This window comes from Peribacillus sp. SRI_006, assembly GCF_057586375.1.
Genome location: NZ_JBYCZT010000001.1, coordinates 156,133 through 179,747, shown reverse-complemented (window position 1 = coordinate 179,747; position 23,615 = coordinate 156,133). Strand labels below are relative to the sequence as shown.

Below are 23,615 nucleotides of genomic sequence, written 5' to 3'. Positions count from 1 at the left end.
AGTGCATTTTTTCACTGGAAATTCGACAAAATCCAGCTAAAATGGGAAAAACAGAAAGAGAGCACCCTGGTCAGAGTGCTCTCCTTTATTAAAAGCTCATTAATGTCAAGACATCATAGCCGTCTAATTTATCTTTTCCATCCAAGTCAGTCAATTCAATAAGGAAGGCAATCCCTGCTACAATTCCGCCAAGCTGTTCAACCAACTTGATCGTTGCTTCGATTGTTCCCCCGGTAGCAAGCAAATCGTCGGTAATCAGGACACGCTGTCCCGGTTTAATGGCATCTTTATGGATTGTCAATACATCCTTGCCGTATTCTAAACCATATTCGACTTTTATCGTTTCACGTGGAAGTTTTCCTTCTTTTCTCACTGGCGCAAAGCCCACTTCCAATGAGTATGCGACTGGACATCCGATAATGAATCCGCGTGCTTCCGGCCCGACCACCAAGTCGATATTTTTATCGCGAGCATACTCGACGATTTGGTCTGTTGCGTATTTATAAGCTGCGCCGTTATCCATTAATGTTGTAATATCTTTAAAGACGATACCCGGTTTTGGCCAGTCTTGCACAATTGTTACATATTGCTTTAAATCCATTGCTTTGTTTCCTCCTCAAGGTCTGTTGCCTCATGAACTAAATAATGATTGAACCAATCGAATAATTGCTGATAGGAAGAATAAACAAGCTCTTGTTCAAGCTCAAATTGCTCTTTCTTTCTTGTATACGATTCAGATTCACTGAGATCGCGTTTTTTCGCATTGGTTGTGAGCATAATTAACCCATTTTCTATTGTAACAAAATCAAGCTCAAAAAACACCTTAGAAATGAAATCCACTGTATCTCTTGACCAGCCGCGATATTTGGCCAGGTCATCACCATATCTTTTCACATCAAGCGGACCCTTCTTGGCAAGGAAGGCATAAAACCATTTAAAATGATCCCTTGTCGGCATCGTACTTAAGAAATGGTCCTGTTCATGGGAAAGGTGAGCGTAGATACGGGAAGGGTTCTTTTTGGCAACCGCCCGTTTCAAATATTCCCTGGACGGCGGCATGTCCATGAGTACCAAATGCCCTTCGAAGCAGTCGAGTTGCTCAGCATCCAGTTCATTCTCGATATGAACGAGATCTGGATGGTTTTGCAAAAATGGATATCTGCTATAAATATCTTCCGAGAAAATGACGATCTTCCGGTTTTGTGCAGGAATGTCGGCAAGCCACTTCTCTGCTTGTCCCTTGCCGCGGTAATCGAATAACTGCCAATGGTCCACCGAGACATCCTGGACAAAGATCTGGGGCTTTTTCATATTATTCCACTCATTGATGGAGAGCTCTCCAATCACCGAAACTTCAGCGTGCGGAGCTATTTCATCGACAAAATGACCGAGACCGAAGCCCACACCGTCAAGTTTGTGTTTTTCACCATCTTCCAGCTGAACCTTCAAGTGATTTTGGTTGGCACCAATTTTGCGGACACTTGAAAGTTGTACGGAATCTATCAAAATCTTCGGCTTGGGATTCGTAACCCCAAATGGTGCAAGCAAGCTCATTTCCTGAATCGTTTGAATGGAAACTTCAGCTAAAGTCGTAGCACCGTCCAAGTTTGTAATCGGTGTGAAGTCCTCTTCGTTCAGTTCTTCCTTCGCAATCAAGTTCATGCGGTCCCTAAGCTCCTGAACATCTTCTATTTTCAACGTCATTCCAGCTGCCATAGGATGTCCTCCGAAATGAGGCAGCATTTCACGGCATTGGGAAAGACTTTGAAAAAGATCGAAACCAACGATGCTCCGAGCAGAGCCTTTAGCTAATCCCTTATCCCGATCATAGCTCAATACAATCGTCGGCCGGTAAAAGCGTTCAACAAGTTTAGAGGCCACAATCCCCACAACTCCGGCATTCCAGCCTTCCCTGCCGATGATGAGCACGCCATTGGACTCCGGAGGGAAGTTTTCCTCGACTTCAGCAATCGCTTCCTCAGCCATTGCTGCAACCATTTCCTGCCGCTCTTTATTGATATCATTGATTTCATTAGCAAGTTCCATTGCTTCTTCGAGACTTGCGGACATCAATAAATCAACAGCGGGATCGGCATCTCCAAGGCGGCCGACAGCATTGATCCTCGGTGCCATTGCAAAGCCGATCGATTCTTCATTCAATGCTTCCTGCTGAACATTCGCCACTTTCATTAACGCAACAAGTCCCGGGCGGCGAGTCAATCGTAACTGCTCGATGCCTTTCGCAGCAATGACGCGGTTTTCCCCTTGTAAAGGCACTAAATCCGCTATCGTGCCGATTGCCGCTATTTCAAGCAAATCCTCAGGCAATTCCCCAAGCAAGGCGTGTGCAAGCTTAAATGCGACCCCTACCCCGGCAAGGTCTTTAAATGGATAGGTACTGTCCTCAAGTTTAGGATGGATGATCGCCAATGCCTCAGGCAGCTGCGGTCCAGGTTCATGGTGATCGGTCAAAATATAATCCATGCCTAGCTCGGCGGCAAGCTTCGCTTCAGCAACTGCGGAAATTCCGGTATCGACGGTTATTAATACCTTCACACCTTGCTCGGCTGCAAGGCGGAATGCCATCGGATTCGGACCATATCCTTCTGTAAACCGATTCGGGATATAAAAATCAACATCGGCCCCCAATCTCGTCAGCGCGGTCATCATCACTGTGGTCGATGTCACGCCGTCCGCATCATAATCACCGAATATACGTATTTTTTCTCCATTTTGAATCGCTTCTTTTATTCTATATACTGCTTTATCCATATCCTTCAATAAAAATGGGTCATGAAAAGTTTGATTTTTTACAAATAAAAACGATCGGGCACTTTCAATCGTATCCAGGCCTCGATTCACAAGCAGGGCTGCAACCAAAGGTGTGATATGAAGCTCTTCAGCTAGTACAGCAACTTTGTTTTCATCGGCAGTTCGCAAGTTCCACCGGGTTTTTGGCTTTAACATTTATTCACCCCTCAACCTACTCATTATACAAAACGAATATACCAGTTTCAATTTTATTTTAAACTCATAATTGGCTGTAATTCCCTATTCAATAAGCTAGTTCAACAAAAAGAAGGCTGGCATCATGCCAGCCCCCTCTCACCTATTAAACTTGTCCTTCAAGACTTTGTTTCTTTTCTTTTGCGGTATTCAGCGGACCTTTCTTCTTCAATTCCCTGATTTTCAAATCAAGCCAGAATTGGGAAGCGATCAATAGCGATGAATACACGCCGCATATTAAACCGATAAACAGGGCAATGGAGAAGTTACGGATAGCTTCACTGCCGAAGATCATCAACGCTATGACCGTTATGAGAACGGTCAGAACCGTGTTAATGGATCTCGTGAGCGTTTGTCTGATACTGATGTTCACAATGTTCTCCAGTTCTTCGACGGTTTTTATTTTACGGCTGAAGCGCAGGTTTTCACGAATACGGTCAAAGGTTACGATCGTATCATTGATCGAATAACCGACGATCGTCAGAACCGCAGCAATGAAGGTGATATCCACTTCGAGCCGGAGCAAGCTGAAAATCGTGATGATGAAGAATGCATCATGTATAAGCGCGACCACGGCTGGTACAGCCATCCGCCATTCAAATCGTATCGATACATACAATATGATTCCGATTGAGGCAATCGCTAAAGCTTTCATGGCATTTTTCGCAAGCTCTTTTCCTACTGTCGGTGATACGGTGCTGACATTCGGTTCTGCTCCGTAATCCTTCTTGAAATGGTCCTTCAATTCAGCAATCTCTTGCTTATCGAGGACACCGACTGTCCGAACGACAGCATTTTTATTGTCTTGTCCAGCGAGCCTGACATCCTTGATATCATCCTCGTCGATACCGACCTTTTGCATTTCGGTTTTGACTTGCTGAGTCGTCAAGACGTCTTTGGAAGCGATCTCGATTCGGGTTCCGCTCGTGAAATCAATCCCAAGATTCAATCTGAAGACGAGCAGGAAAATGATCCCGATAATGGTGACACCGATTGAAATGCCATAAAAAACTTTCCGATGTTTCACGAAATCGATTTTATCAAAGCGTGTTGGCAATGACATTAAATCCATTTTCTCTTTTAAATCGTGAATGTATTTCTTCTTCACGCCAAACCACGATGCACGTTTGTCCAGGAACCCGCTATTCACCCACAGGCTCATGAAGAGGCGTGTACCATAGACGGCAGTAATGAAACTCATTAAAATCGAAATGATCAAAGTGGTGGCAAACCCTTTAACCGAGCTTGTTCCATAATAGAACAGAACAGCCGCAGCCAGCAAGGTCGTTAAGTTGGCATCCGTGATTGTAGCAAGTGAATTCTTGGTACCTTCTTTATAAGCCGCTTTAACCGACCTGCCAAGTTTCATTTCATCTCTGATTCGCTCATAGGTTATGATATTGGCGTCGACGGCCATCCCGACCCCGAGTACCAATGCTGCAATACCAGGCAGCGTAAGGACCGCATTCATCCAATCAAACACTAAAAGCGTCAAGAAAAGGTATATGCTTAAAGTGACGACTGCAATGAATCCCGGGAAGCGGTAATACACAAGCATGAAGATGAAAACAAGTGCAATTCCGATAATTCCTGCAAAAATAGTATCATGCAGTGCACCTGCACCAAACTGGGCACCTACAGAAGTCGAATACTTTTCTTTCAAATCAACCGGCAGGGCACCTGCATTCAGCAGGGCTGCAAGCTCTTTCGCTTCTTCCAACTTGAATTGACCGGTAATATACACCTTATTCGTATTGAAAACTTCACTGACAGCCGGAGCGGATATCATATTGTCCTGTGAGGCTGTATCCTTAATGGAATCTTTTCCTTCCTCAAAATCCAACCAGATTGCAAGTACATTAGTCGGACTTGGCATCGAGGATATTTTTTGAGTGATGTCCTTAAATTTATTTACGTCTTTCAGCGTGACTTCGACAACCGGTTTATTATCTTGGAACGTTTGCTTCGCGCCGCCTTCTTTAAGGTCGGCACCGGTCATCATTTCCTTATCGTTGTAGTCACGGAAGGATAATTTAGCTTGTGTAGAAAGGATTTCCCGAGCGTTGTTTTGGTCTTTGACTCCAGCCAATTGTACGCGGATCCGGTCTTTCCCTTCTATTTGTATGTTAGGCTCGCTAACACCCAACACATTGACACGCCGCTCAAGTGAGCTTACTGTAGCCCGTAAAACGTCCGGGGTTATCTTTTCCCCTGACAGCGGTTTTACTTCATATAACACTTCAAACCCGCCTTGAAGATCAAGACCCAGCTTGATATCCTTTAGGATTCCTTTTGAAGTCGTACCCATCGCTGCGAAAATCAAAAGTGCGATTAGAAAAAACGCAACGATCCTGCTTCTTTTTACCATTATGTAGTAGGCCCCTTTCTATAATACGCCTGTTCCTGAAGTTAATAAAATCGTCATTTGTTGTTTTAATGATAACTGCATACCCTATGCTTCTTGAGAAAAAAGACACAGCTTTCCATACTTTTTCCAAAAAAGCATAACCATATCTATTATGAGTCATATACAAACAGCTGTCAATTTAAGTATATCTTTGCGTTATTCTTTCAAAAGCTCCTTCAGTTCCTCTTCGGAAAGCGGCTCGAATAGGTTTGGTGATTTATAAGCTTCGACCATTTGGAAGGTCATGAACTGGTTGCTCGAAAATGTCACGATATCTGCGACAAGTTCATGAAGGTGAATGTTTTCCTGCGGGCGCTTCCATTTATTTTTGGTTAAGGTTCCCCATATGTCTTCTTCTGTTACAGCATTCAATCCGACCATTTGGAATTCCTCACGCTTACTCTTCAAAAATGGACGCACCTTTAAATAATACCTTTGATAGGGATGATTCTTTTTTGCCATCATTTTGCCTCCAGTAAAATGATTCTCAAATGAATGCGCAGTTTCTTAGAAGGGTTTCTTATCATTTGTTAGAACGCAAACAAACACTTTTGTCATGCTTTGTCCAAGTACAAGCATATAGATAATTGTATAGCATAACCGCTTTTTTGAGAAGGCAGGGAGGGAGTTCAATGTCCAAATTTTTAAAAGGGACGCTGATTTTATTAATCGCAAGCCTGATTACAAGGGTTCTTGGTTTCATTAACCGTATTGTCATCGCCCGCTTCATCGGCGAAGAAGGCGTTGGTTTATATATGATGGCTTTACCGACACTCTTTCTCGTCGTGAACATAACCCAGTTGGGCCTGCCAATCGCCATTTCGAAATACGTGGCCGAAGCCAATGCTAGGGGTGATGAACGGAAAATCAAGAAAATCCTTGTCGTCTCTTTGGCCTGCACCTTTACTCTATCGATGATTTTCACTCCTGCGATGCTGCTTTTCGCACCGGTTCTATCAGAATACCTATTCACGGACGATCGGACGTTATTGCCGCTCATGGCGATTGCCCCAATCGTACCGATCATTGCCATTTCATCCGTACTGCGCGGTTATTTCCAAGGCAAGCAAAATATGAAGCCCTTCGCTTTCTCACAAGTTATCGAACAGGTGGCCAGAATCACTTTCATAGCCGTCCTGACCAAGGCCTTTTTGCCATATGGAATCGAATATGCGGCAGCCGGGGCAATGCTTGCATCGATAATCGGTGAGCTCGTCTCTCTCATTTACTTATTGACCAGCTTTAAAATAAAGAAACATTTTAAGTTCAGAAAGGGTTTCTTCAATAATGTCAAATCCGGAAAAGGAACGTTCACCGAATTGATGGGGATTGCCCTTCCTACAACCGGAAGCAGGATGATTGGATCGGTATCGTGGTTTTTCGAACCGATAGTGGTCGCCCAGAGTTTGGCACTTGCCGGAGTCACCGCGGCCGCAGCCACCAGCCAATACGGGGAGTTGACTGGATATGCTCTGCCTTTACTCATGCTTCCTTCCTTCGTTACATCATCATTGGCGACGGCACTTGTCCCGGCAGTGAGCGAAGCCCGTACGACCGGAAACTTTTTACTCGTTGAACACAGGCTTCAACAAGCCCTGAAAATCACCTTCATCACAGGCTGTTTAGCTATCGTCATTCTGTTCATCTTTGCCGAACCGATCTTGCAAGTCATGTATGGATCTTCGCATGCTGCCGTTTTCATTAAATTCCTGGCACCTTTTTTCATCCTTTATTACTTTCAATATCCGCTGCAATCCATGCTGCAAGCACTGGACCTTGCAAAGGCTGCAATGTTCAACAGCCTGGCTGGGAACATCCTTAAAATCGGTGTGATCTGGCTTCTGGCTTCAAAGGAAAGTTTCGGGATCATGGGAGCCGCAATCGGGATAGCTGTCGGTACGATGCTCGTTACTTTCCTGCATTTTTCAACCGTGCTGAAGGTCGTCCCTTTCACGCTTCATTTCCGAAGCTATATGTCAGCCCTGGTCCTTGCTTTAATTTCAGGATGGGGCGGTTATTATCTTTATCAATTCCCGCTCTCCTCACAGCCTATCGGGATACGGCTTTTGCTTTCCGTAACCGTCGTTATCCTGCTGTTCACATTTTTCCTGCTCATGACCGGCAGCATAAAAAAGGCCGATCTGATCAGGATTCCTGTAGTGGGGAGCTTTTTGTCAAAATTGGCTTGGAAATAAAATGAACCGAAGCATTCAAAGGCTTCGGTTCATTTCTTCGTTTCATTTTTATCGATGTAAATTTGGCCATCTATGTACCCGCAAATCGAAATCTCTTTAACCTTCGTTTCTCCATGTTCTTTTAACTGATTCAAAAGCCAAACATGGTTTTTCCCAATTTTATCTAGATTGTCTTCCTGTATCTCTCCGTCGACAATCAGCGGGAATGGTACCTGACTTTCCGACCCTTCTTCGACGCTTTTTTTAATCACCGAGAGCTTTCCTGAAGTTTCAAGGATGGCAAATTGCACTTCGTTTATATCAATAATTCCTTGTTCACGAAGCTGGGTCAATAAGTCATCAAAATTATATCGTTGTCTGCGCATCGCTTTTTCATCTATTTTCCCCTGATTAATGATGATTTGCGGCTTACCGTCCATGAGATTGCGTAATTTGACACTTTTCAATGAGGCAAATGCCAATGTGATTTGGAGGAACGCGAGAACAAACATCGGGATAGTCTGTCGGATAAACGGTTTTTCCAAATCTTCAAAGGATAGCACAGCAATGTCCCCTATCATGATGGATACAACTAAATCAAGAACGCTCAGTTCGCCAACTTCCCGCTTACCCATCATTCGAAAAAGGAACCAGATGACCAGATAGATTACCGCCGTTCGAAAAATAACCCCTAGATAGATATCCAATTCAACAACACTTCCTTCATCCATAGCATGGCTTGGGAACTGAAAAATTACACCATAATCTTTTCTAATTTTACGGGAAGCGTCTTAAACCTGGTCTAAAGGTTCGATATCGGGAATATGCTTGTACAAACACATAAACAGGCTATACGTATCAGCCTTTTAAAAAGGAGGAATACCCATCGAAACTAAAAAAATGAGTGTCGCCGTAATTTATGGCGTAGGCTCCATCTTTGCCATAGCGATGATTGCTAGTTTAATCGTTTCCATCCTTCTTCGTTTTACTTCACTGACGGAATCATCCCTGACATACGTGGTCATGATCGTGTCCTTTTTATCGCTGTTCATTGGTGGATTCATATCAGGAGGCAAAGGGAAAAAGCAAGGATTATTCTTGGGCGGGAGCACTGGGCTGCTTTATCTGTTGGTCGTGTTCCTATTTCAATATTTAGGTCACGATGCCCTTTTCACCATCAAGCAATGGATATACTATGGCTGTTTTGTGATTACAGCCATGATGGGTGGCGTTCTTGGGGTCAACATGAGTTCCGACTCCCGCACCGATTAAAAAAACAGCAAAAAAAAACCGGGCACATGGCCCGGTTTTCGTTTGTCTTATACGGATACTTCCTTATTCGGTGCGCTTTCCGTAATTTCACGGATTGCTGCACGGTCAAAAGTCAGTTTTGTGCCGTCTGGTGATTTAATGACGATTTGCTTTTCATCGATTGCGTCGATTGTTCCGTGCATGCCGCCGATAGTAGCAACTTTATCACCTTTTTTCAAACTGCTTTGCATGCTTTGCGTAGCCTTTTGGCGTTTTTGCTGCGGACGGATCAATAAGAAATAGAACAATACGAACATTAAAATCAACGGAAGTATTTGTGTTAAAGAACCCATTTAAGTATATTCACTCCTTTCGTTCATTAAAATATTTATGGAATTAGAAGTTTCTCGCATTTGGTTCATTGAAACCATACTGCTCAAAAAACTCTTCCCTAAAGTCTCCAAGACGATCTTCTCGAATAGCTTGTCTGACCTGTTCCATCAAGTTTAACAGAAAATGAAGATTATGGTAAGTCGTAAGGCGAATTCCAAAGGTTTCTTCACATTTAATCAAGTGGCGGATATATGCCCGGCTATAATTCTTGCAAACATGGCAATCGCAATTTTCATCGATTGGACCGAAATCGCGTGCATACTTCGCATTTTTCACAACCAGCCGCCCATTGCTCGTCATGAGCGTACCATTACGCGCGATTCGCGTCGGCAGTACACAGTCAAACATATCAACACCGCGGAGTGCACCATCGATCAATGAGTCCGGTGAACCGACCCCCATAAGATAGCGCGGTTTGTCAGATGGCAGCAGCGGAGTTGTAAACTCAAGGACGCGGTTCATGATATCCTTCGGTTCCCCTACGGATAGTCCTCCAATAGCATAACCCGGGAAGTCAAGGGAGACAAGGTCTTTTGCACTTTGTTTGCGAAGATTTTCAAACTCCCCGCCTTGAACGATCCCGAACAGCCCTTGGTCATTTGGACGCTCATGTGCATTCAAACAGCGTTCCGCCCAGCGCGATGTCCGTTCAACCGACTTCTTCATATACTCTTCAGTCGCCGGAAATGGCGGACATTCATCAAATGCCATCATGATATCGGAGCCAAGCGCATTTTGTATTTCCATCGCTTTTTCCGGAGATAAAAATAATTTATCGCCATTCAGATGGTTCCTGAAATGCACACCCTCTTCTTCAATTTTGCGGAACTCGCTTAAACTGAAGACTTGAAAGCCGCCTGAGTCGGTCAAAATTGCCCGATCCCAGTTCATGAACTTATGCAATCCGCCAGCTTCCTTGATGATTTCATGCCCTGGACGCAGCCATAGGTGGTACGTATTGCTCAGGATGATGCCTGCCCCCATTTGTTTCAAATCTTCCGGGGACATCGTTTTGACAGTAGCCATCGTTCCAACCGGCATAAATGCCGGTGTTTCAAAAGAACCATGCGGCGTATGGACCCGGCCTAGCCGTGCCCCTGTCTGTTTACATGTTTTGATTAACTCATATCGTATTGCAGTCAACGCAATAACTCCCTTCAAGAGCTTCTCACTCTTATATTACTTAATTAACATTGCATCTCCAAAGCTAAAGAACCTGTATTTTTCTTCCACAGCCGTTTCATAGGCATGAAGGACATGCTCCCTGCCTGCAAGTGCAGAAATAAGCATGATTAAAGTCGATTTAGGCAAATGGAAGTTCGTTATCATCGCATCGATCCCTTTGAACTCATAACCAGGATAAATGAAGATGCTCGTCCAGCCATTCTCTTCCTTGAAAACCCCATCATTACGGGACGCAATCGTTTCCAATGTCCTTGTGGACGTAGTGCCGACCGTAATGATTTTCCCGCCTTTTTCCTTCACGTCATTCAGTAATCTGGCAGTGCCTTCCGTCATTTGATAAAATTCCGAATGCATTTCATGGCTGTCAATATCGTCGACACTTACCGGACGGAATGTACCAAGCCCGACATGCAGCGTGATGAAGGCGATGTGGACACCCATCCCTTTAAGTTTCTCAAGCAAATCCTCCGTAAAATGCAGACCAGCGGTAGGTGCAGCTGCAGATCCCCGTTCCCGCGCATAAACGGTTTGATAGCGGTCCTGATCATCGAGTTGTTCCTTGATGTATGGAGGTAACGGCATTTCGCCCAGCTTCTCCAGTATTTCATAAAATATGCCATCATATTTAAATTCAAGGATACGGCCGCCATGCTCGAGTACACCTGTACAGACGGCACTCAGCTTACCATCGCCGAAAACGATCGTCGAGCCTTCCTTAATCCGCTTGGCCGGCTTCACAAGCGTTTCCCAGACATCATCATGATCTTGCTTAAGCAGCAATACTTCGATCTTTGCACCTGTCCCTTCTTTACTGCCGTATAGTCGGGCCGGAAGCACTTTTGTATCATTCAACACCAGGCAATCTCCCGGTTTGATATATTCCGTGATATGGCTGAATACATCATGCTGGAGCTTACCGGTTTCTTTGTCCAGTACCATCAATCTACTTGCTTCCCTATCCTCCAAAGGAACTTGGGCAATCAGTTCCTCCGGTAAATGAAAATCAAACATATCCAATTTCATCTGTTCCACTTCCTTACGTGTCTATCAAGCTGTAATCATTATTTAAAACGGCCGATCAAATAAAAAATCGCGGACAACACAACACTGACGATGATTGATGTAACGATAGGAAAGTAAAAAGTCGTATTCCCCTTTTTCAGAAAAATATCTCCCGGCAGCCTGCCGAGATGGATATATTTCATCGCAAAACCAATCACGAAAATAATCACACCCAGAATCATGACCATCTTTGGTATATTCATCATTCAGGCATCTCCATGCCGAAATGCTCATATACAAGCTGTGTTGCCATCCGGCCTCTAGGGGTACGCTGAAGAAAACCGACTTGCAGCAGATATGGTTCATACACATCTTCGATCGTATGTGCCTCTTCGCCAATCGTTGCCGCAATCGTTTCCAGGCCCACGGGCCCGCCACGGAATTTTTCAATGATCCCTTTAAGTAATTTATGGTCAATATGATCGAGTCCTAAACGGTCGACCTGCATTAATTCAAGCGCATAATCGGCAAGCTCCGCCGTTATCGTCCCATCACCGCGTACCTGGGCGAAATCCCTGACCCTCCGTAAAAGCCGATTGGCTATTCTTGGTGTGCCCCTTGACCTTCTTGCAAGCTCTGCCGCTGCTTGATCGTCCATTTCCGTATCCATGATTCTTGCTGTACGGATGATGATATCAGTCAAATGGTTTTCGGTATAATATTCAAGACGGCTCAATACGCCAAAACGGTCCCTGAGCGGTGCAGACAGCGAGCCTGCCCGTGTCGTGGCCCCCACAAGGGTGAACGGCGGCAAGTCGATCCGGATCGAACGGGCTTCCGGTCCCTTACCGACTACAATATCCAGACAGAAGTCCTCCATAGCCGGATATAACACTTCCTCAACGACACGAGGGAGACGGTGAATCTCATCAATGAACAATACATCACCTGGTTCAAGTGCACTCAAAATGGCCGCCAGATCTCCCGGCCGCTCAATGGCGGGACCGGAAGTCGTGCGGATATTCACACCCATTTCGTTGGCGATGATGACGGCAAGCGTCGTCTTGCCAAGACCAGGCGGTCCATATAAAAGTACATGATCGAGCGTTTCTTCACGCATCCTTGCCGCCTCGATGTATACACTCAAATTCGCTTTCACTTTATCCTGTCCGATATATTGCTTTAAGTTTTGCGGCCGCAGGCTTTGTTCAAAGGACAGTTCGTTCAGATCGGCTTCCTGATTGAATATTCTCTCCTCCATTGCGCCACTCCTTATCTTAACATCATTTGCAATGCTTTCTTAATATATTGCTCGGTCGTCATATCTTCAGCCTGCAATTTCTTGGCTACCTTTTGGACTTCCTTTTCAGAATAACCAAGAGCCTTCAATGCAAGAATGGCTTCATCCAATTCCTCCGTATAACCATTTGGACTGATTGCAGCCGTGACGCCTTCGTTAAACAAGCTTGGAAACGCATCAGGTATAATGTTCTCCAGTTTCCCTTTTAAGTCGAGAATCATTTGCCGTGCCGTTTTCTTTCCGACTCCCGGGAATTTCACCAAAAATGATTCATCTTCATTTTCGATCGCCTGTACCACCTGATCAACCTGGCCTGATGCCAATATGGCTAGGGCACCCTTCGGCCCGATTCCGGTTACATTCAATAATTTTGTGAATAACGCCTTTTCTTGACGAGTCTGAAATCCGTATAATGCCACCATATCCTCACGAACATAATGATACAGGAAAACTTGGATTTCTTTCTGGTATTGAGCGGAAAAAATAAAAGGATTCGGCGTCATCACTTGATATCCGATCCCCCCATTTTCCACAACTATGTATTCAGGTCCAATATAATCGACCTTGCCTTTTATATAATCATACAAATTAATTCTCTCCCTGATTTTGCTGTACCTCTTATTTTATCATAAAAAGGGGGTGTTGTTCATTAAAAGTTATTTCATAATCGGCAAAGTCTATTCACGAGGAATTCCGGGTGTCACCTCACTGTTTAAAACAAAGTTGATTGAAACAGGCGTGCAAGACTAGCGTCCAAGGGAGACCCGGCAGGCGCAAAAACACAAAGGGTGGACCGCCCGCGGAAAGCGAGTGCCCGCAGTGGAAATCAACGGTAATGGTAAACACCAAAAAAACTGTAGACAACTCTCCATCATTATCGAGTCAGTCTACAGTCTGAAGGGTGGGATATCATCCCACCCTAGTTTACCGAATATGGCTCATATTCTTTAATGAGCTGTTTATATTGGTCTTTATTCATGATCGGAATCCCTTTTTGCAGTTCCTCCTGCTTGTATGCTTCAAGTTTACCAACGTCTATTTGGTAGAATGTATGAATGATCTTGGCGTGCTCAGGCCTGCCGATAAAAATGGATAATGTACCATCTTCCCTCATCCCAAGGTAACCATTCGCTTTTAACAGCGGAGATATGTCATTCTCAATTTTCTTCATGACAATCTGCTCTTCATTTTGATCGACTACTTGCCATCCTTCATATTTTGCCCAAAAGTCCTCCATCGACCAAATTGTTTCTGTCAATTTCTCTTCACTTAACTCGCCATCCAAATACATACGCTGAAGAATGACCTTCCTTTCAATTGGATCATTTTCCTTTTGAACGGTTTCTTCCGCAAAAACGGTTAAGCAAAATGGCAATATGAAAAGTGCCATGATAAATTGGATTCTAAGTTGATTAAACAATATACTCACCTCTTAAGGCGTTTACTTTTTATGTAGTTTGACCTAAATAAGGATTATTAACCAGAAAAAAATCAAAAAGAGCTGACTCCAAGTCGGGTCAGCCCACAAATTATTTTAAGTGATTTTCGTGGATGTTAAGATTATCGAACATGTCATTGGCATCCAAAATGACCATTTCCCTCGTATCTCCATCCCGAAGATTGTTATCAAGTGTCATCGTCCTGAAATAGACACCTTCATCGGTGGTTACATATAGGGTACGGCCATTGGTAAGCGGTCCGATCTCCTTCTTGATTCTTTGTTTAACATCATTTGCTTGGCTGTAGTCATCCAGCCGCAAGGCTACCAGCATTTCATCTTGCATGATGATTGTCCTGGCATCGCTAACCGGCTCCACTTTATTGGCGACACCATTTACTCTGTCGGCTAAAGAGCCTTCATAAGAATTATAATAAGATGATTTTGCCTTTAGCGGCTTACTTTCATGTCCATGGTAGTTACGGTCACTCTTACTGTACGCATCATCTTTATTGTATAAACCATGCGCCATATTCTCATAATTGATGTTTCGCACCAATGCATCTTTTTCATGGTACCCTGTATCATTCGTGATATTTTCATTTTCCGCTGTATCATTATTAGCACATCCAACCAAACTGACGGCGGCCAATACCGTATAAAGCGGCTGTGCCCATTTTATTTTCTGCACCAATAACCCTCCCATTGCAATAGAATGAGCTATATTCCGCTCATAATTAGCATGGGTGTCGAATGGGAAATGTACTCTGTAAGATACGGCCAAAAACCCGTTTTAATTCCTATTAAGGGAAGAAATCCTTTTCGCCAATTTTTCATTCATCTCCATCCGCTCCGAAAAACCTTCCACTGTCATTTTCCAGACCGAATGAAGCTGGGAAGAACTTTTATTAAGACGATTCCATTCACGGAAGATATCGGTAGGGTAAGTTAAAGCATATAAAAAGGCCAGGTCTGACTGATACCTTTGCAATTGCGGCACTTCCCACAGCTCGTTGGCCGCATCTTCCAGATGTGGCGAAATTCGATTTGCGTACTGTAAATAATCAATGCACCTCGGGGCATTTGCCATTAAGTCAAAATCGATTAAAGTCAAAGTGCCGTCAGCTCTCCGTAAGAAATTATGGTGGGCACAATCACCATGAATGATGACTTTCTTTTCCTTATCCCATAAAGACTGATATTTATCAAACCCCTCGAGCGACCATTCCCCCCATCTAATCCATTCCTTGATAATATCTTCGGAAACATATTGGCGAACATAAGAAAAGTTCTTTTTAAATAGTGATAAGCGTTCTTTCCACTTTTTTGATTGATTGAACACAGGCGCGTTAATGGAGAGATTTTCCGACACATCATGGAAGCTTTCCAGTAACTGAATGCCTTCTAAGCGGTCCTTATCATTGGAAAACCTGAATTTTTTCTTGTTCGGCGGAAAATAGTCCATACTGCCATACCACTTCCCTTTAAATTGAAAGGGCATTAAATTCTGATGAATATAATACGTTTGATGAAATCCCTTTTGTTTTAATAAAGAAGTCAATTCTCTTTGTCGATCCCATTTTTCAAAACTGTCAAACCCTTTAAGGATCATTGAATGACCTTTTTCAAAAGTTATTAAATAGACACTGCTTTGGATATGGTGGACATTCTTTGGCTTACGATTTAAATAAGAGAGGAGACGAGTGTTAAAAACACTGTCTCCTTGATGATTAGTAGTCATCGCTTTCATCTACATATGTCGGTATCCCAAATGTTTCAGGTGCACGCACGCCCCCGAATTGGCCTGGCTGGCCTCCCATTTGTCCAGGTAACATAGCTTCAGGTTGCCCCCCAAGCTGTCCGCGCATCATGTCCGGCTGACCGCCAAATTGTCCCGGCATCATTCCTGGTTGACCTCCGTTTTGACCACCCATCATCATACCTAGTGGCTGACCTCCATTTTGGCCGCCCATCATCATGCCTGGTGGCTGGCCTCCGTTTTGACCGCCCATCATCATGTCCGGCTGACCTCCGTTTTGACCGCCCATCATCCCTGGAGGACCTCCTATTTGCATCTCCTTAATGCCGGGCTGGCCTCCGTTTTGACCGCCCATCATCATACCTGGTGGCTGACCTCCGTTTTGGCCGCCCATCATCATGCCTTGTGGCTGACCTCCGTTTTGGCCGCCCATCATCATGCCTTGTGGCTGGCCTCCGTTTTGGCCGCCCATCATCATACCTGGTGGCTGACCTCCGTTTTGGCCGCCCATCATCATGCCTGGTGGCTGACCTCCGTTTTGGCCGCCCATCATCATGCCTGGTGGCTGGCCTCCGTTTTGGCCGCCCATCATCATGCCCGGTGGCTGACCTCCATTTTGGCCGCCCATCATCATGCCTGGTGGCTGACCTCCATTTTGGCCGCCCATCATCATGCCTGGTGGCTGGCCTCCGTTTTGGCCGCCCATCATCATGCCTTGTGGCTGGCCTCCGTTTTGGCCGCCCATCATCATGCCTGGCTGACCTCCGTTTTGGCCGCCCATCATCATGCCTGGTGGCTGACCTCCGTTTTGGCCGCCCATCAACATGTCCGGCTGACCTCCGTTTTGGCCGCCCATCATCATGCCTTGTGGCTGACCTCCGTTTTGGCCGCCCATCAACATGTCCGGCTGGCCTCCGTTTTGGCCGCCCATCATCATGCCTGGCTGGCCTCCGTTTTGGCCGCCCATCATCATGTCTTGTGGCTGACCTCCGTTTTGGCCGCCCATCATCATGTCCGGCTGGCCTCCGTTTTGGCCGCCCATCATCATGTCGGGCTGACCTCCGTTTTGGCCGCCCATCATCATGCCTTGTGGCTGACCTCCGTTTTGGCTGCCCATCATCATGCCTTGTGGCTGACCTCCATTTTGGCCGCCCATCATCATGAATCCATCTGATTCTACTGACTCATCATCAAATTGATATTGCATATCCATTCCCATCTGAGACTCGTTAGGTGACATCCCTGGGTATGGGGCCTGTTGCTGTGATTGAACGGATTGATATTGGTTATAATCCGGATGGTGATGTGCATTGGCATCCATCCCTTGGTTCCCTTGATACTGTCCCTTCACATCCGGGCCATAAGTTCCAAGTAGCCCCTTATTACAGCCGCAATCTTCCTCTTCCTCACCGGCAGTCTGTGAAAACTGAGGGAAGTTTTGATTGTAGGAAGATGATTCGCCTGGTGACTCATAATCTTGTTGCATATATGAACCCGCTTGAGGTTGTTGATTCATTCCTCCATAATAATGGTGCGGAACCGGTGCGGAGGCTTGATATGGATAATATTGCTGGCTTGGTGCATTCATGCTCGCCCCTTGGACAAATCCATGATCCATCATTTCCATGTCAGGAGATTCTCCCCAAATATCAGAGCTCTCTTCCATCATTTGATAACCATGCATTTCCGGAGCCCCCTGATACCCTTGAACGCCTTGGTATGGGGCTTGCATGCCTTGCATTTGCATATGCGCCCACGGTGGCGGTTGAATGCAATAGCCGCTTCCAGGCAAGATTGGCGTTACTGGAATACAATCATCCACCGACTCATCCTGAGCTGACTGTACAGCTGGCTTTTTCTTCTTCTTTTTAGTGACTACAGGCTCTTCTTTTTTCTTTGGTAAAGGCGGTGGTGCAGGAGGCTTTTGCACACTCATATTAGTCATGTTGACCATATAATAATTATTGACATCGATCTCCGGAATTACCGGCATAGGCACCGGCATTTCTTTTGGAACGACTTTTTGCTTTTCTTTAATGATAGGCTTTGGCTGAATGATTTGCTGCTCTTTTTTTGGTTTTTGAACGATTGGTTGCTCTTTAACAGGCTGTTGAAATTTCGGTTGCTCTTTAACGGGCTGTTGAAATTTTGGCTGTTCTTTCACCGGTTGTTGAAATTTCGGCTGTTCTTTTACCGGTTGTTGAAATTTTGGCTGCTCTTTTACGGGCTGTTGAAATTTCGGCTGTTCTTTTACAGCCGGTTTTTGCATGATTTGCTGCTCTTTCATAGGTGCTGGCTGAGCATGATACGGTTGAATTTGGGATTCTTTCATTCCCGGCTGAATATTCACGTTTGGTTTACCCGTTTCTTTTATTACAGCTCCGGATGTCCCTGGAATTTTAATTTTCATACCGGGCATCATCATGTCCGGGTTGCTCAATTGCGCGTTAACTTTTTTAAGTTCTTCAAAACTGACGCCGTATTTTTTGGCGAGTTTCCAAAGTGTATCGCCTTTTTGGACTATATGAATTTTCACGCTGTTAACCCCTCCTGTGCATATGTCCATATATTCTATGAAGCAGTGGGTGAAATGCTATTATTTTTATCATGAAAACTTATGCGTGAAAAATGACTTTTATGATTGGTTCAATGATTTAGGGACATGGAAGCTATTTTTTTAGAGAAGAAATAAATGATATGACATCTTAAAAAAGGAGATTCCATTGCATTCAGGAGGCAATGGTTTTTTAGTTATGTTCTGAAATGCTTCAATCAAGCTTCTGTCTAAACTTAGGGAAATACGGGTATAAGAAAGTAAATGGCCTAAGGCTTTGTCTTCAGGTACTTATCTTACATTCCTGGGGGGAATAATAATGAAATGGAAAGGTAGACAGGGCAGCTCGAATGTCGAGGACAAAAGAGGGATGACCGGAAAAGGCATGGCAGGAATCGGCGGAGGGGTCGGATTGGTAATTGTCTTGATCGTGACGCTCCTTGGCGGTAATCCAAGTGATTTGCTGGGCAGCTTGAATTCTACTGAGCCGAACAATGGCAGCTCTTATGTAGAAACGGATGAAGAGAAGGAGCTTGCGCAGTTCGTATCTGTCGTCCTTGCAGAAACGGAACAGGTCTGGACAAAAGAATTCCGTAAAAATGGACTGGAATATAGGGAACCTACCCTTGTCATGTATTCAGGCAGTGTCGAATCGGCATGCGGGATGGCAGCTTCTTCGGTAGGGCCATTTTATTGTCCTGGTGACATGAAACTATATATTGATCTCAGCTTTTATCAAGAGTTGAAGCAAGAATTCCAGGCACCCGGGGATTTCGCCATGGCCTATGTCATTGCCCACGAGGTCGGACATCATGTTCAGACACTTTTAGGGACAACGGAAAAGGAAATGCCCGATCGGTCAAAGGTCAGCGAGACTGAATATAATAGGTATTCTGTCCGTCTTGAATTACAGGCCGATTATTTGGCTGGAGTGTGGGCACATCATGTCCAAGGAGAGAATTTGCTTGAAGAAGGCGATCTTGAGGAAGCCTTGAATGCAGCAAGTGGTGTGGGAGATGACCGTATCCAAAAAAAGGCACAGGGGTACGTGGTTCCAGACAGCTTCACGCACGGTACATCCGAACAGAGAAAACGGTGGTTCAATAAAGGATTTAAATCCGGTGATATGAATGAAGGCAATACTTTTAAAGCGAATAGCCTTTAAAAGTTCTACTTGTTTCAAAACATGAAAAAAGGGGGAGTTTATCCCCCTTTTTAGACTGAAGACAAATTCGAAGAAAAGCGAGTTTGTCTACTTTTTTATGGTGAAAATTATATTCGATTTCAGAAATCCGCTCCCTTTCCGCCGACTGTCTGCCAAGCCTCCTCGACGCAAGTGTCTCGGCTAGCCAGTTATTCGGCAGGAGTGTCGCAAACCTGTGAGTTTCAGTTAAAACAGTAACAATACATGTGGATTACTCGGTCTTGTTTTAAAATCATGGCAATGATCCCATGATAAAATTGCATTCGGGATAAGACCATTCAATCCTCAGTAGGTCTACTGACCGAACGGGTGTTTCACCCCTCTATTTCTTATGATTCAAAGTCTTTTGCACTGACTCAAACGCGCTCCAGCATTCTGTTTAATGCTAGGATGGCATTATCCGCAATGTTCTTCTCCACTTTTATCGGATTGATGATGATACCTTCTTCAATGGATTCAAGCGCCCATAGCAGGTGAGGCAGATCAATCCGGTTCATTGTAAGACATGGACACATATTCGGATTTAATGAGATGATGTTCTTGTCAGGATTATTGGCGATAAGACGCTTGACAAGGTTCATTTCCGTGCCGATTGCCCAAGAACTACCCGGTTCGGCTTTTTCAATCATATTTATGATGTACGATGTCGAACCCGCGTAATCTGACAGGGCGACTACCTCACGGCGGCATTCGGGATGAACGATGATATTCATTTCAGGCTGCTCCGCTCTAAGCGTTTCAATATTCGCCGTAGTGAAATTTTCATGGACTGAACAATGTCCTTTCCAAAGAAGTACCTTCAGATCTTCCAGTTCCCCTTCATAGATCAATTCATCCTTATGCGGGTCCCAGACAGCCATTTCATTCAATGGGATTCCAAGGTCAAAGGCGGTATTCCTCCCAAGATGCTGATCGGGAAGAAAAAGGATTCTTTCTTTTTGCGAGAGGGCCCACGAGACCATCCCTTGTGCATTGGAAGACGTCACCGTCGCCCCGCCATTCTTCCCTACAAAAGCTTTGATGGCCGCAGTTGAATTCACATAAGTTAGCGGAAGGATCGTATCGCCAAAAAGATCCTGAAGCTTTGTCCACGCCCGTTCCGTTTGTTCAATATCGGCCATATCCGCCATGGAGCAGCCTGCACGCATATCAGGAAGGATAACCGTCTGCCCTTCTTCCGTCAAAATATCCGCTGTTTCAGCCATGAAATGCACGCCGCAAAACACGATATAATCCGCTTCACGATTTTGCGCGGAAAGCTGGGCCAATTGAAGTGAATCCCCCGTTGAATCCGAAAATTGAATGACTTCCTCCCGTTGATAATGATGACCTGGGATATAAAGACGGTTCCCCAGTCGTTTCTTTATGTCATGGACCCGATTCTCCATCTCTTCCTTTGTCATCGTTTTATACTTTTCAGGCAATGTATTTCCTGCTGTTTTAGCCATCTCCAATATGTTCATTTCAATATCCCCTCCTGCTCTTTGACCTTTGCGCTGATATCAAGTGCCCTGACACTGTGCGTCAAGCTGCCCAACGAAATATAATCTACCCCTGTTTCCCGATATGAGGCTAGATTGTCTAAATGGATTCCTCCAGAAGCTTCAGTAATGATGTGGGCGGGAACCAATTTGATCAGTTGCTTGATTTCTTCGGGGCTCCGGTTATCGAACATGATGATATCTGCACCGGCTTCCACTGCTTCAAGCACCTGCTGTGGTGATTCCGTTTCCACTTCCACCTTAGTGGTATGTCCCAGTTTGGATTTTACCGTTTGAACCGCTTTCGTTATGGACCCAGCGAAAGAAATATGGTTGTCCTTTATCATGACTGCATCATACAGACCATATCGGTGATTGAATGCCCCGCCGGAACGGACCGCATATTTTTCAAGCATCCGCAGGCCCGGTGTGGTTTTCCTCGTATCACAAGCTCTCGTCTTCGTCCCCGCTAATATCATGGCAGCTTTATGAGCCTGTGTCGCAATTCCGGACATACGCTGCACCAAATTCAAAACGACCCGTTCCCCTTTTAAAAGGGAGGCCATATCGCCGGTCATTTCTGCAAGCTGCTGTCCTTCTTCGAAAACTTCGCCATCTTGAACAAAAAGGAAAACCTCTATTTGATCATCCAGCAATGCAAATCCCGTCTTGATGACGTCCCCTCCACTGAAGACGCCGCCTTCTTTTGCGATGAATGTCAAAGTACCTTGTTCACCTTGGTCAAAAATCGTGTCGCTCGTTACATCGCATTCCCCTATATCTTCCATTAAAAATTGTTGCAGCATCTGCTTAAGCTTCAATATATTCATATAGTCGTCTCCCTTTCACTCGGTTTTTTACATCCGTGCAAGCAAGGATAACCGAATTTTCAAGCCATTGGGTGTCATCTTCGTTAGGATAGTCACTGCGGAAATGACCGCCCCTGCTTTCGGTTCTGGTCAATGCGGATTCGGCAATCAGCCACGCCACGATGATGGCATTGATTTTCGTTATTTCCTGTATCGGTAATGCCGTCACTTCCATTTGCAGCAATTTTTCGATATTAAATGTCTCAAGATAATCCTTCAGTCGAGTTAAACCCGCTTCATTTCGAACGATTCCCGCTTCGTTCATTAATTTTTCCTGCAATGTCGTGAGTTCAGGTAGAAAGGAAATTTGACTGGAACTCTTGGACTGCTCTTTTTCTTGCGGTATCGACCTTGCCGGCACTTTAGCAAGGAAACGGCCAAGCGTATTTCCAAAAACCAATCCTTCGAGAAGGGAGTTGCTTGCCAATCGGTTTGCACCATGTACACCAGTGCATGCCACTTCACCAACTGCATACAAAGAGGGTACAGAGGTTTGCCCCGATTCATCCACATCAATCCCTCCCATTAGAAAATGGTTTCCAGGTGCAACCGGGATTTTCCCCAATTGAAGGTCCAGCCCGCTTTTTTCACATAATGAGCTCACTGTCGGAAAACGATTTTTAAAATCCTTGATCATCGAAATATCCAAAAATACCTTTTCACCGCGCTGTAAATAAGAAAAAATCGTCTGTGCAACAATATGCCTTGGTGCTAGATCCTTCAAGCTATGGACATCCTCCATGATCGGCTTTCCCATTTCCGTCACTAATCTCGCACCATCCCCGCGAACCGCTTCTGAAACCAGGCCTTTCACTTTGCCATTCACAAAAAGCAGGGTCGGATGGAATTGTATGAATTCCATGTCACGCACTTTTGCACCGGCCTTGAATGCAAGTGCGATCCCATCACCTGAAACCGTTTGTGAATTTGAAGTGAAATGGTATAGGGAACCACAGCCGCCTGTTGCCAAAACCGTCCGTTCCGCGTGATAGGCAACAAGTTCCCCTGCCTTATCAAGTGTTTTGACGCCTATGCAAGAATCATCTTTCCCGATGATCAACTCCACTGCAGCAACATTCTCCATCACAGTAACCGATGATTTTTTCAAGCAGCCTATAAGATGTTCCATCATGTACTTTCCGGTAGCATCCCCGTGACTATGGAGGATTCTTCGTTCACTGTGGGCCCCCTCCATGCCAAGCAATAAAGTTCCGTCATCATCTTGGTCAAATGGCATACCCGAAGCAATAAGTTCAGCTATAACCGAAGGTGCCTCTTCAACGAGTTTTTCCACTGCCTTCACCTTGTTATATCGCTGACCAGCCGCCAGCGTATCTTTTTTATGAAAGGATACTCGATCACGATCAGATATTGCAGCAGCAATCCCGCCCTGGGCTAAATAAGAATTACCATGACGGATATTTGATTTTGTGATGAGTATCACATGCTTATGTTCACTTGCTTCCAATGCCGTTTTCAAGGCAGCAATCCCACTGCCTATCACGATGATATCCGCTTTTACCATTATTTCATTCCTCCTGTTTATTACAGGTGTCTTGACAACTATATTTACATATTATTAAACTATTATC

General features: G+C 44.8%; 20 protein-coding genes and 1 pseudogene. 3 read left to right on the top strand and 18 right to left on the bottom strand.

The window, feature by feature from the left end:
• Positions 1-88 precede the first annotated feature (88 nt).
• The 4 genes from AC2YHV_RS00840 to AC2YHV_RS00825 all read right to left on the bottom strand — a co-directional run bounded on the left by AC2YHV_RS00840 (position 89) and on the right by AC2YHV_RS00825 (position 5,875).
• Positions 89-601 carry an adenine phosphoribosyltransferase gene (locus tag AC2YHV_RS00840; RefSeq protein ID WP_034308789.1) on the bottom strand — a complete coding sequence of 171 codons (513 nt, stop codon included), beginning with the start codon at positions 599-601 and terminating at the stop codon, positions 89-91.
• Complete coding sequence (gene recJ, locus AC2YHV_RS00835; protein ID WP_369315750.1) at positions 592-2,967, bottom strand: single-stranded-DNA-specific exonuclease RecJ; 2,376 nt, start codon at positions 2,965-2,967, stop codon at positions 592-594. Before recJ ends, AC2YHV_RS00840 begins: the two co-directional genes overlap by 10 nt.
• Positions 2,968-3,112: 145 nt before the next feature.
• Positions 3,113-5,374: a protein translocase subunit SecDF gene (gene secDF / locus AC2YHV_RS00830; protein WP_487372396.1), complete on the bottom strand. Its 2,262-nt coding sequence runs from the start codon at positions 5,372-5,374 to the stop codon at positions 3,113-3,115.
• Between the two features lie 195 nt (positions 5,375-5,569).
• Positions 5,570-5,875 carry a post-transcriptional regulator gene (locus AC2YHV_RS00825; protein ID WP_034308797.1) on the bottom strand — a complete coding sequence of 102 codons (306 nt, stop codon included), beginning with the start codon at positions 5,873-5,875 and terminating at the stop codon, positions 5,570-5,572.
• A 170-nt stretch (positions 5,876-6,045) separates the two neighbouring features.
• On the opposite strand from AC2YHV_RS00825, the gene spoVB reads away from it, so the two are divergent.
• On the top strand, positions 6,046-7,608 hold the full coding sequence (gene spoVB / locus AC2YHV_RS00820; RefSeq protein ID WP_487372395.1) for a stage V sporulation protein B: 1,563 nt from the start codon (positions 6,046-6,048) through the stop codon (positions 7,606-7,608).
• A 29-nt stretch (positions 7,609-7,637) separates the two neighbouring features.
• Here the strand turns inward: spoVB and AC2YHV_RS00815 are convergent, their stop codons facing one another.
• The gene (locus AC2YHV_RS00815; protein WP_487372394.1) at positions 7,638-8,294 is read right to left on the bottom strand and encodes a DUF421 domain-containing protein; all 657 of its coding nucleotides are present in this window, start codon (positions 8,292-8,294) and stop codon (positions 7,638-7,640) included.
• 193 nt (positions 8,295-8,487) lie between these two features.
• Here AC2YHV_RS00815 and AC2YHV_RS00810 point away from each other — a divergent pair, with 193 nt between their 5' ends.
• Positions 8,488-8,859: a TIGR04086 family membrane protein gene (locus AC2YHV_RS00810; RefSeq protein ID WP_170946870.1), complete on the top strand. Its 372-nt coding sequence runs from the start codon at positions 8,488-8,490 to the stop codon at positions 8,857-8,859.
• Positions 8,860-8,906: 47 nt separating this feature from the next.
• Here the strand turns inward: AC2YHV_RS00810 and yajC are convergent, their stop codons facing one another.
• The 10 genes and pseudogenes from yajC to safA form a co-directional block, all read right to left on the bottom strand.
• Positions 8,907-9,191 carry a preprotein translocase subunit YajC gene (yajC, locus tag AC2YHV_RS00805; RefSeq protein ID WP_057276622.1) on the bottom strand — a complete coding sequence of 95 codons (285 nt, stop codon included), beginning with the start codon at positions 9,189-9,191 and terminating at the stop codon, positions 8,907-8,909.
• Positions 9,192-9,234: 43 nt separating this feature from the next.
• On the bottom strand, positions 9,235-10,374 hold the full coding sequence (gene tgt, locus AC2YHV_RS00800; RefSeq protein WP_034308807.1) for a tRNA guanosine(34) transglycosylase Tgt: 1,140 nt from the start codon (positions 10,372-10,374) through the stop codon (positions 9,235-9,237).
• Positions 10,375-10,410: 36 nt separating this feature from the next.
• Positions 10,411-11,439 carry a tRNA preQ1(34) S-adenosylmethionine ribosyltransferase-isomerase QueA gene (gene queA, locus AC2YHV_RS00795; protein ID WP_057276623.1) on the bottom strand — a complete coding sequence of 343 codons (1,029 nt, stop codon included), beginning with the start codon at positions 11,437-11,439 and terminating at the stop codon, positions 10,411-10,413.
• A 38-nt stretch (positions 11,440-11,477) separates the two neighbouring features.
• Positions 11,478-11,684, bottom strand: coding sequence for a DUF2905 domain-containing protein (locus AC2YHV_RS00790; RefSeq protein WP_034308809.1), 207 nt, complete (start codon positions 11,682-11,684; stop codon positions 11,478-11,480).
• Positions 11,681-12,679, bottom strand: coding sequence for a Holliday junction branch migration DNA helicase RuvB (gene ruvB / locus AC2YHV_RS00785; protein ID WP_034308811.1), 999 nt, complete (start codon positions 12,677-12,679; stop codon positions 11,681-11,683). Before ruvB ends, AC2YHV_RS00790 begins: the two co-directional genes overlap by 4 nt.
• 11 nt (positions 12,680-12,690) lie before the next feature.
• Positions 12,691-13,305, bottom strand: coding sequence for a Holliday junction branch migration protein RuvA (gene ruvA / locus AC2YHV_RS00780; protein WP_057276624.1), 615 nt, complete (start codon positions 13,303-13,305; stop codon positions 12,691-12,693).
• A gap of 332 nt (positions 13,306-13,637) precedes the next feature.
• On the bottom strand, positions 13,638-14,147 hold the full coding sequence (locus AC2YHV_RS00775) for a BofC C-terminal domain-containing protein (protein WP_419775894.1): 510 nt from the start codon (positions 14,145-14,147) through the stop codon (positions 13,638-13,640).
• A 100-nt stretch (positions 14,148-14,247) separates the two neighbouring features.
• On the bottom strand, positions 14,248-14,847 hold the full coding sequence (locus AC2YHV_RS00770; protein ID WP_487372393.1) for a YhcN/YlaJ family sporulation lipoprotein: 600 nt from the start codon (positions 14,845-14,847) through the stop codon (positions 14,248-14,250).
• Between the two features lie 102 nt (positions 14,848-14,949).
• Positions 14,950-15,897, bottom strand: a complete 948-nt coding sequence (locus AC2YHV_RS00765; RefSeq protein ID WP_170956534.1) for a phosphotransferase — start codon at positions 15,895-15,897, stop codon at positions 14,950-14,952.
• 2,409 nt (positions 15,898-18,306) lie between these two features.
• A pseudogene (gene safA / locus AC2YHV_RS00760) lies at positions 18,307-18,451 on the bottom strand (SafA/ExsA family spore coat assembly protein); the annotation flags it as partial.
• A 337-nt stretch (positions 18,452-18,788) separates the two neighbouring features.
• Here safA and ypfJ point away from each other — a divergent pair.
• Positions 18,789-19,634, top strand: coding sequence for a KPN_02809 family neutral zinc metallopeptidase (gene ypfJ, locus AC2YHV_RS00755; RefSeq protein WP_487372392.1), 846 nt, complete (start codon positions 18,789-18,791; stop codon positions 19,632-19,634).
• A gap of 395 nt (positions 19,635-20,029) precedes the next feature.
• On the opposite strand, the gene nadA is transcribed toward ypfJ, so the two are convergent.
• From nadA to nadB, 3 genes are read right to left on the bottom strand one after another with little or no spacing between them, the layout of a single operon-like run.
• On the bottom strand, positions 20,030-21,136 hold the full coding sequence (gene nadA / locus AC2YHV_RS00750; protein ID WP_057276629.1) for a quinolinate synthase NadA: 1,107 nt from the start codon (positions 21,134-21,136) through the stop codon (positions 20,030-20,032).
• Positions 21,133-21,984, bottom strand: coding sequence for a carboxylating nicotinate-nucleotide diphosphorylase (gene nadC, locus AC2YHV_RS00745; protein ID WP_487372391.1), 852 nt, complete (start codon positions 21,982-21,984; stop codon positions 21,133-21,135). The genes nadA and nadC overlap by 4 nt, the downstream gene beginning before the upstream one ends.
• A complete protein-coding gene (nadB, locus tag AC2YHV_RS00740) occupies positions 21,965-23,548 on the bottom strand; it encodes an L-aspartate oxidase (RefSeq protein WP_430756700.1) in 1,584 nt (527 codons plus the stop codon). The genes nadC and nadB overlap by 20 nt, the downstream gene beginning before the upstream one ends.
• Between the last annotated feature and the right edge of the window lie 67 nt (positions 23,549-23,615).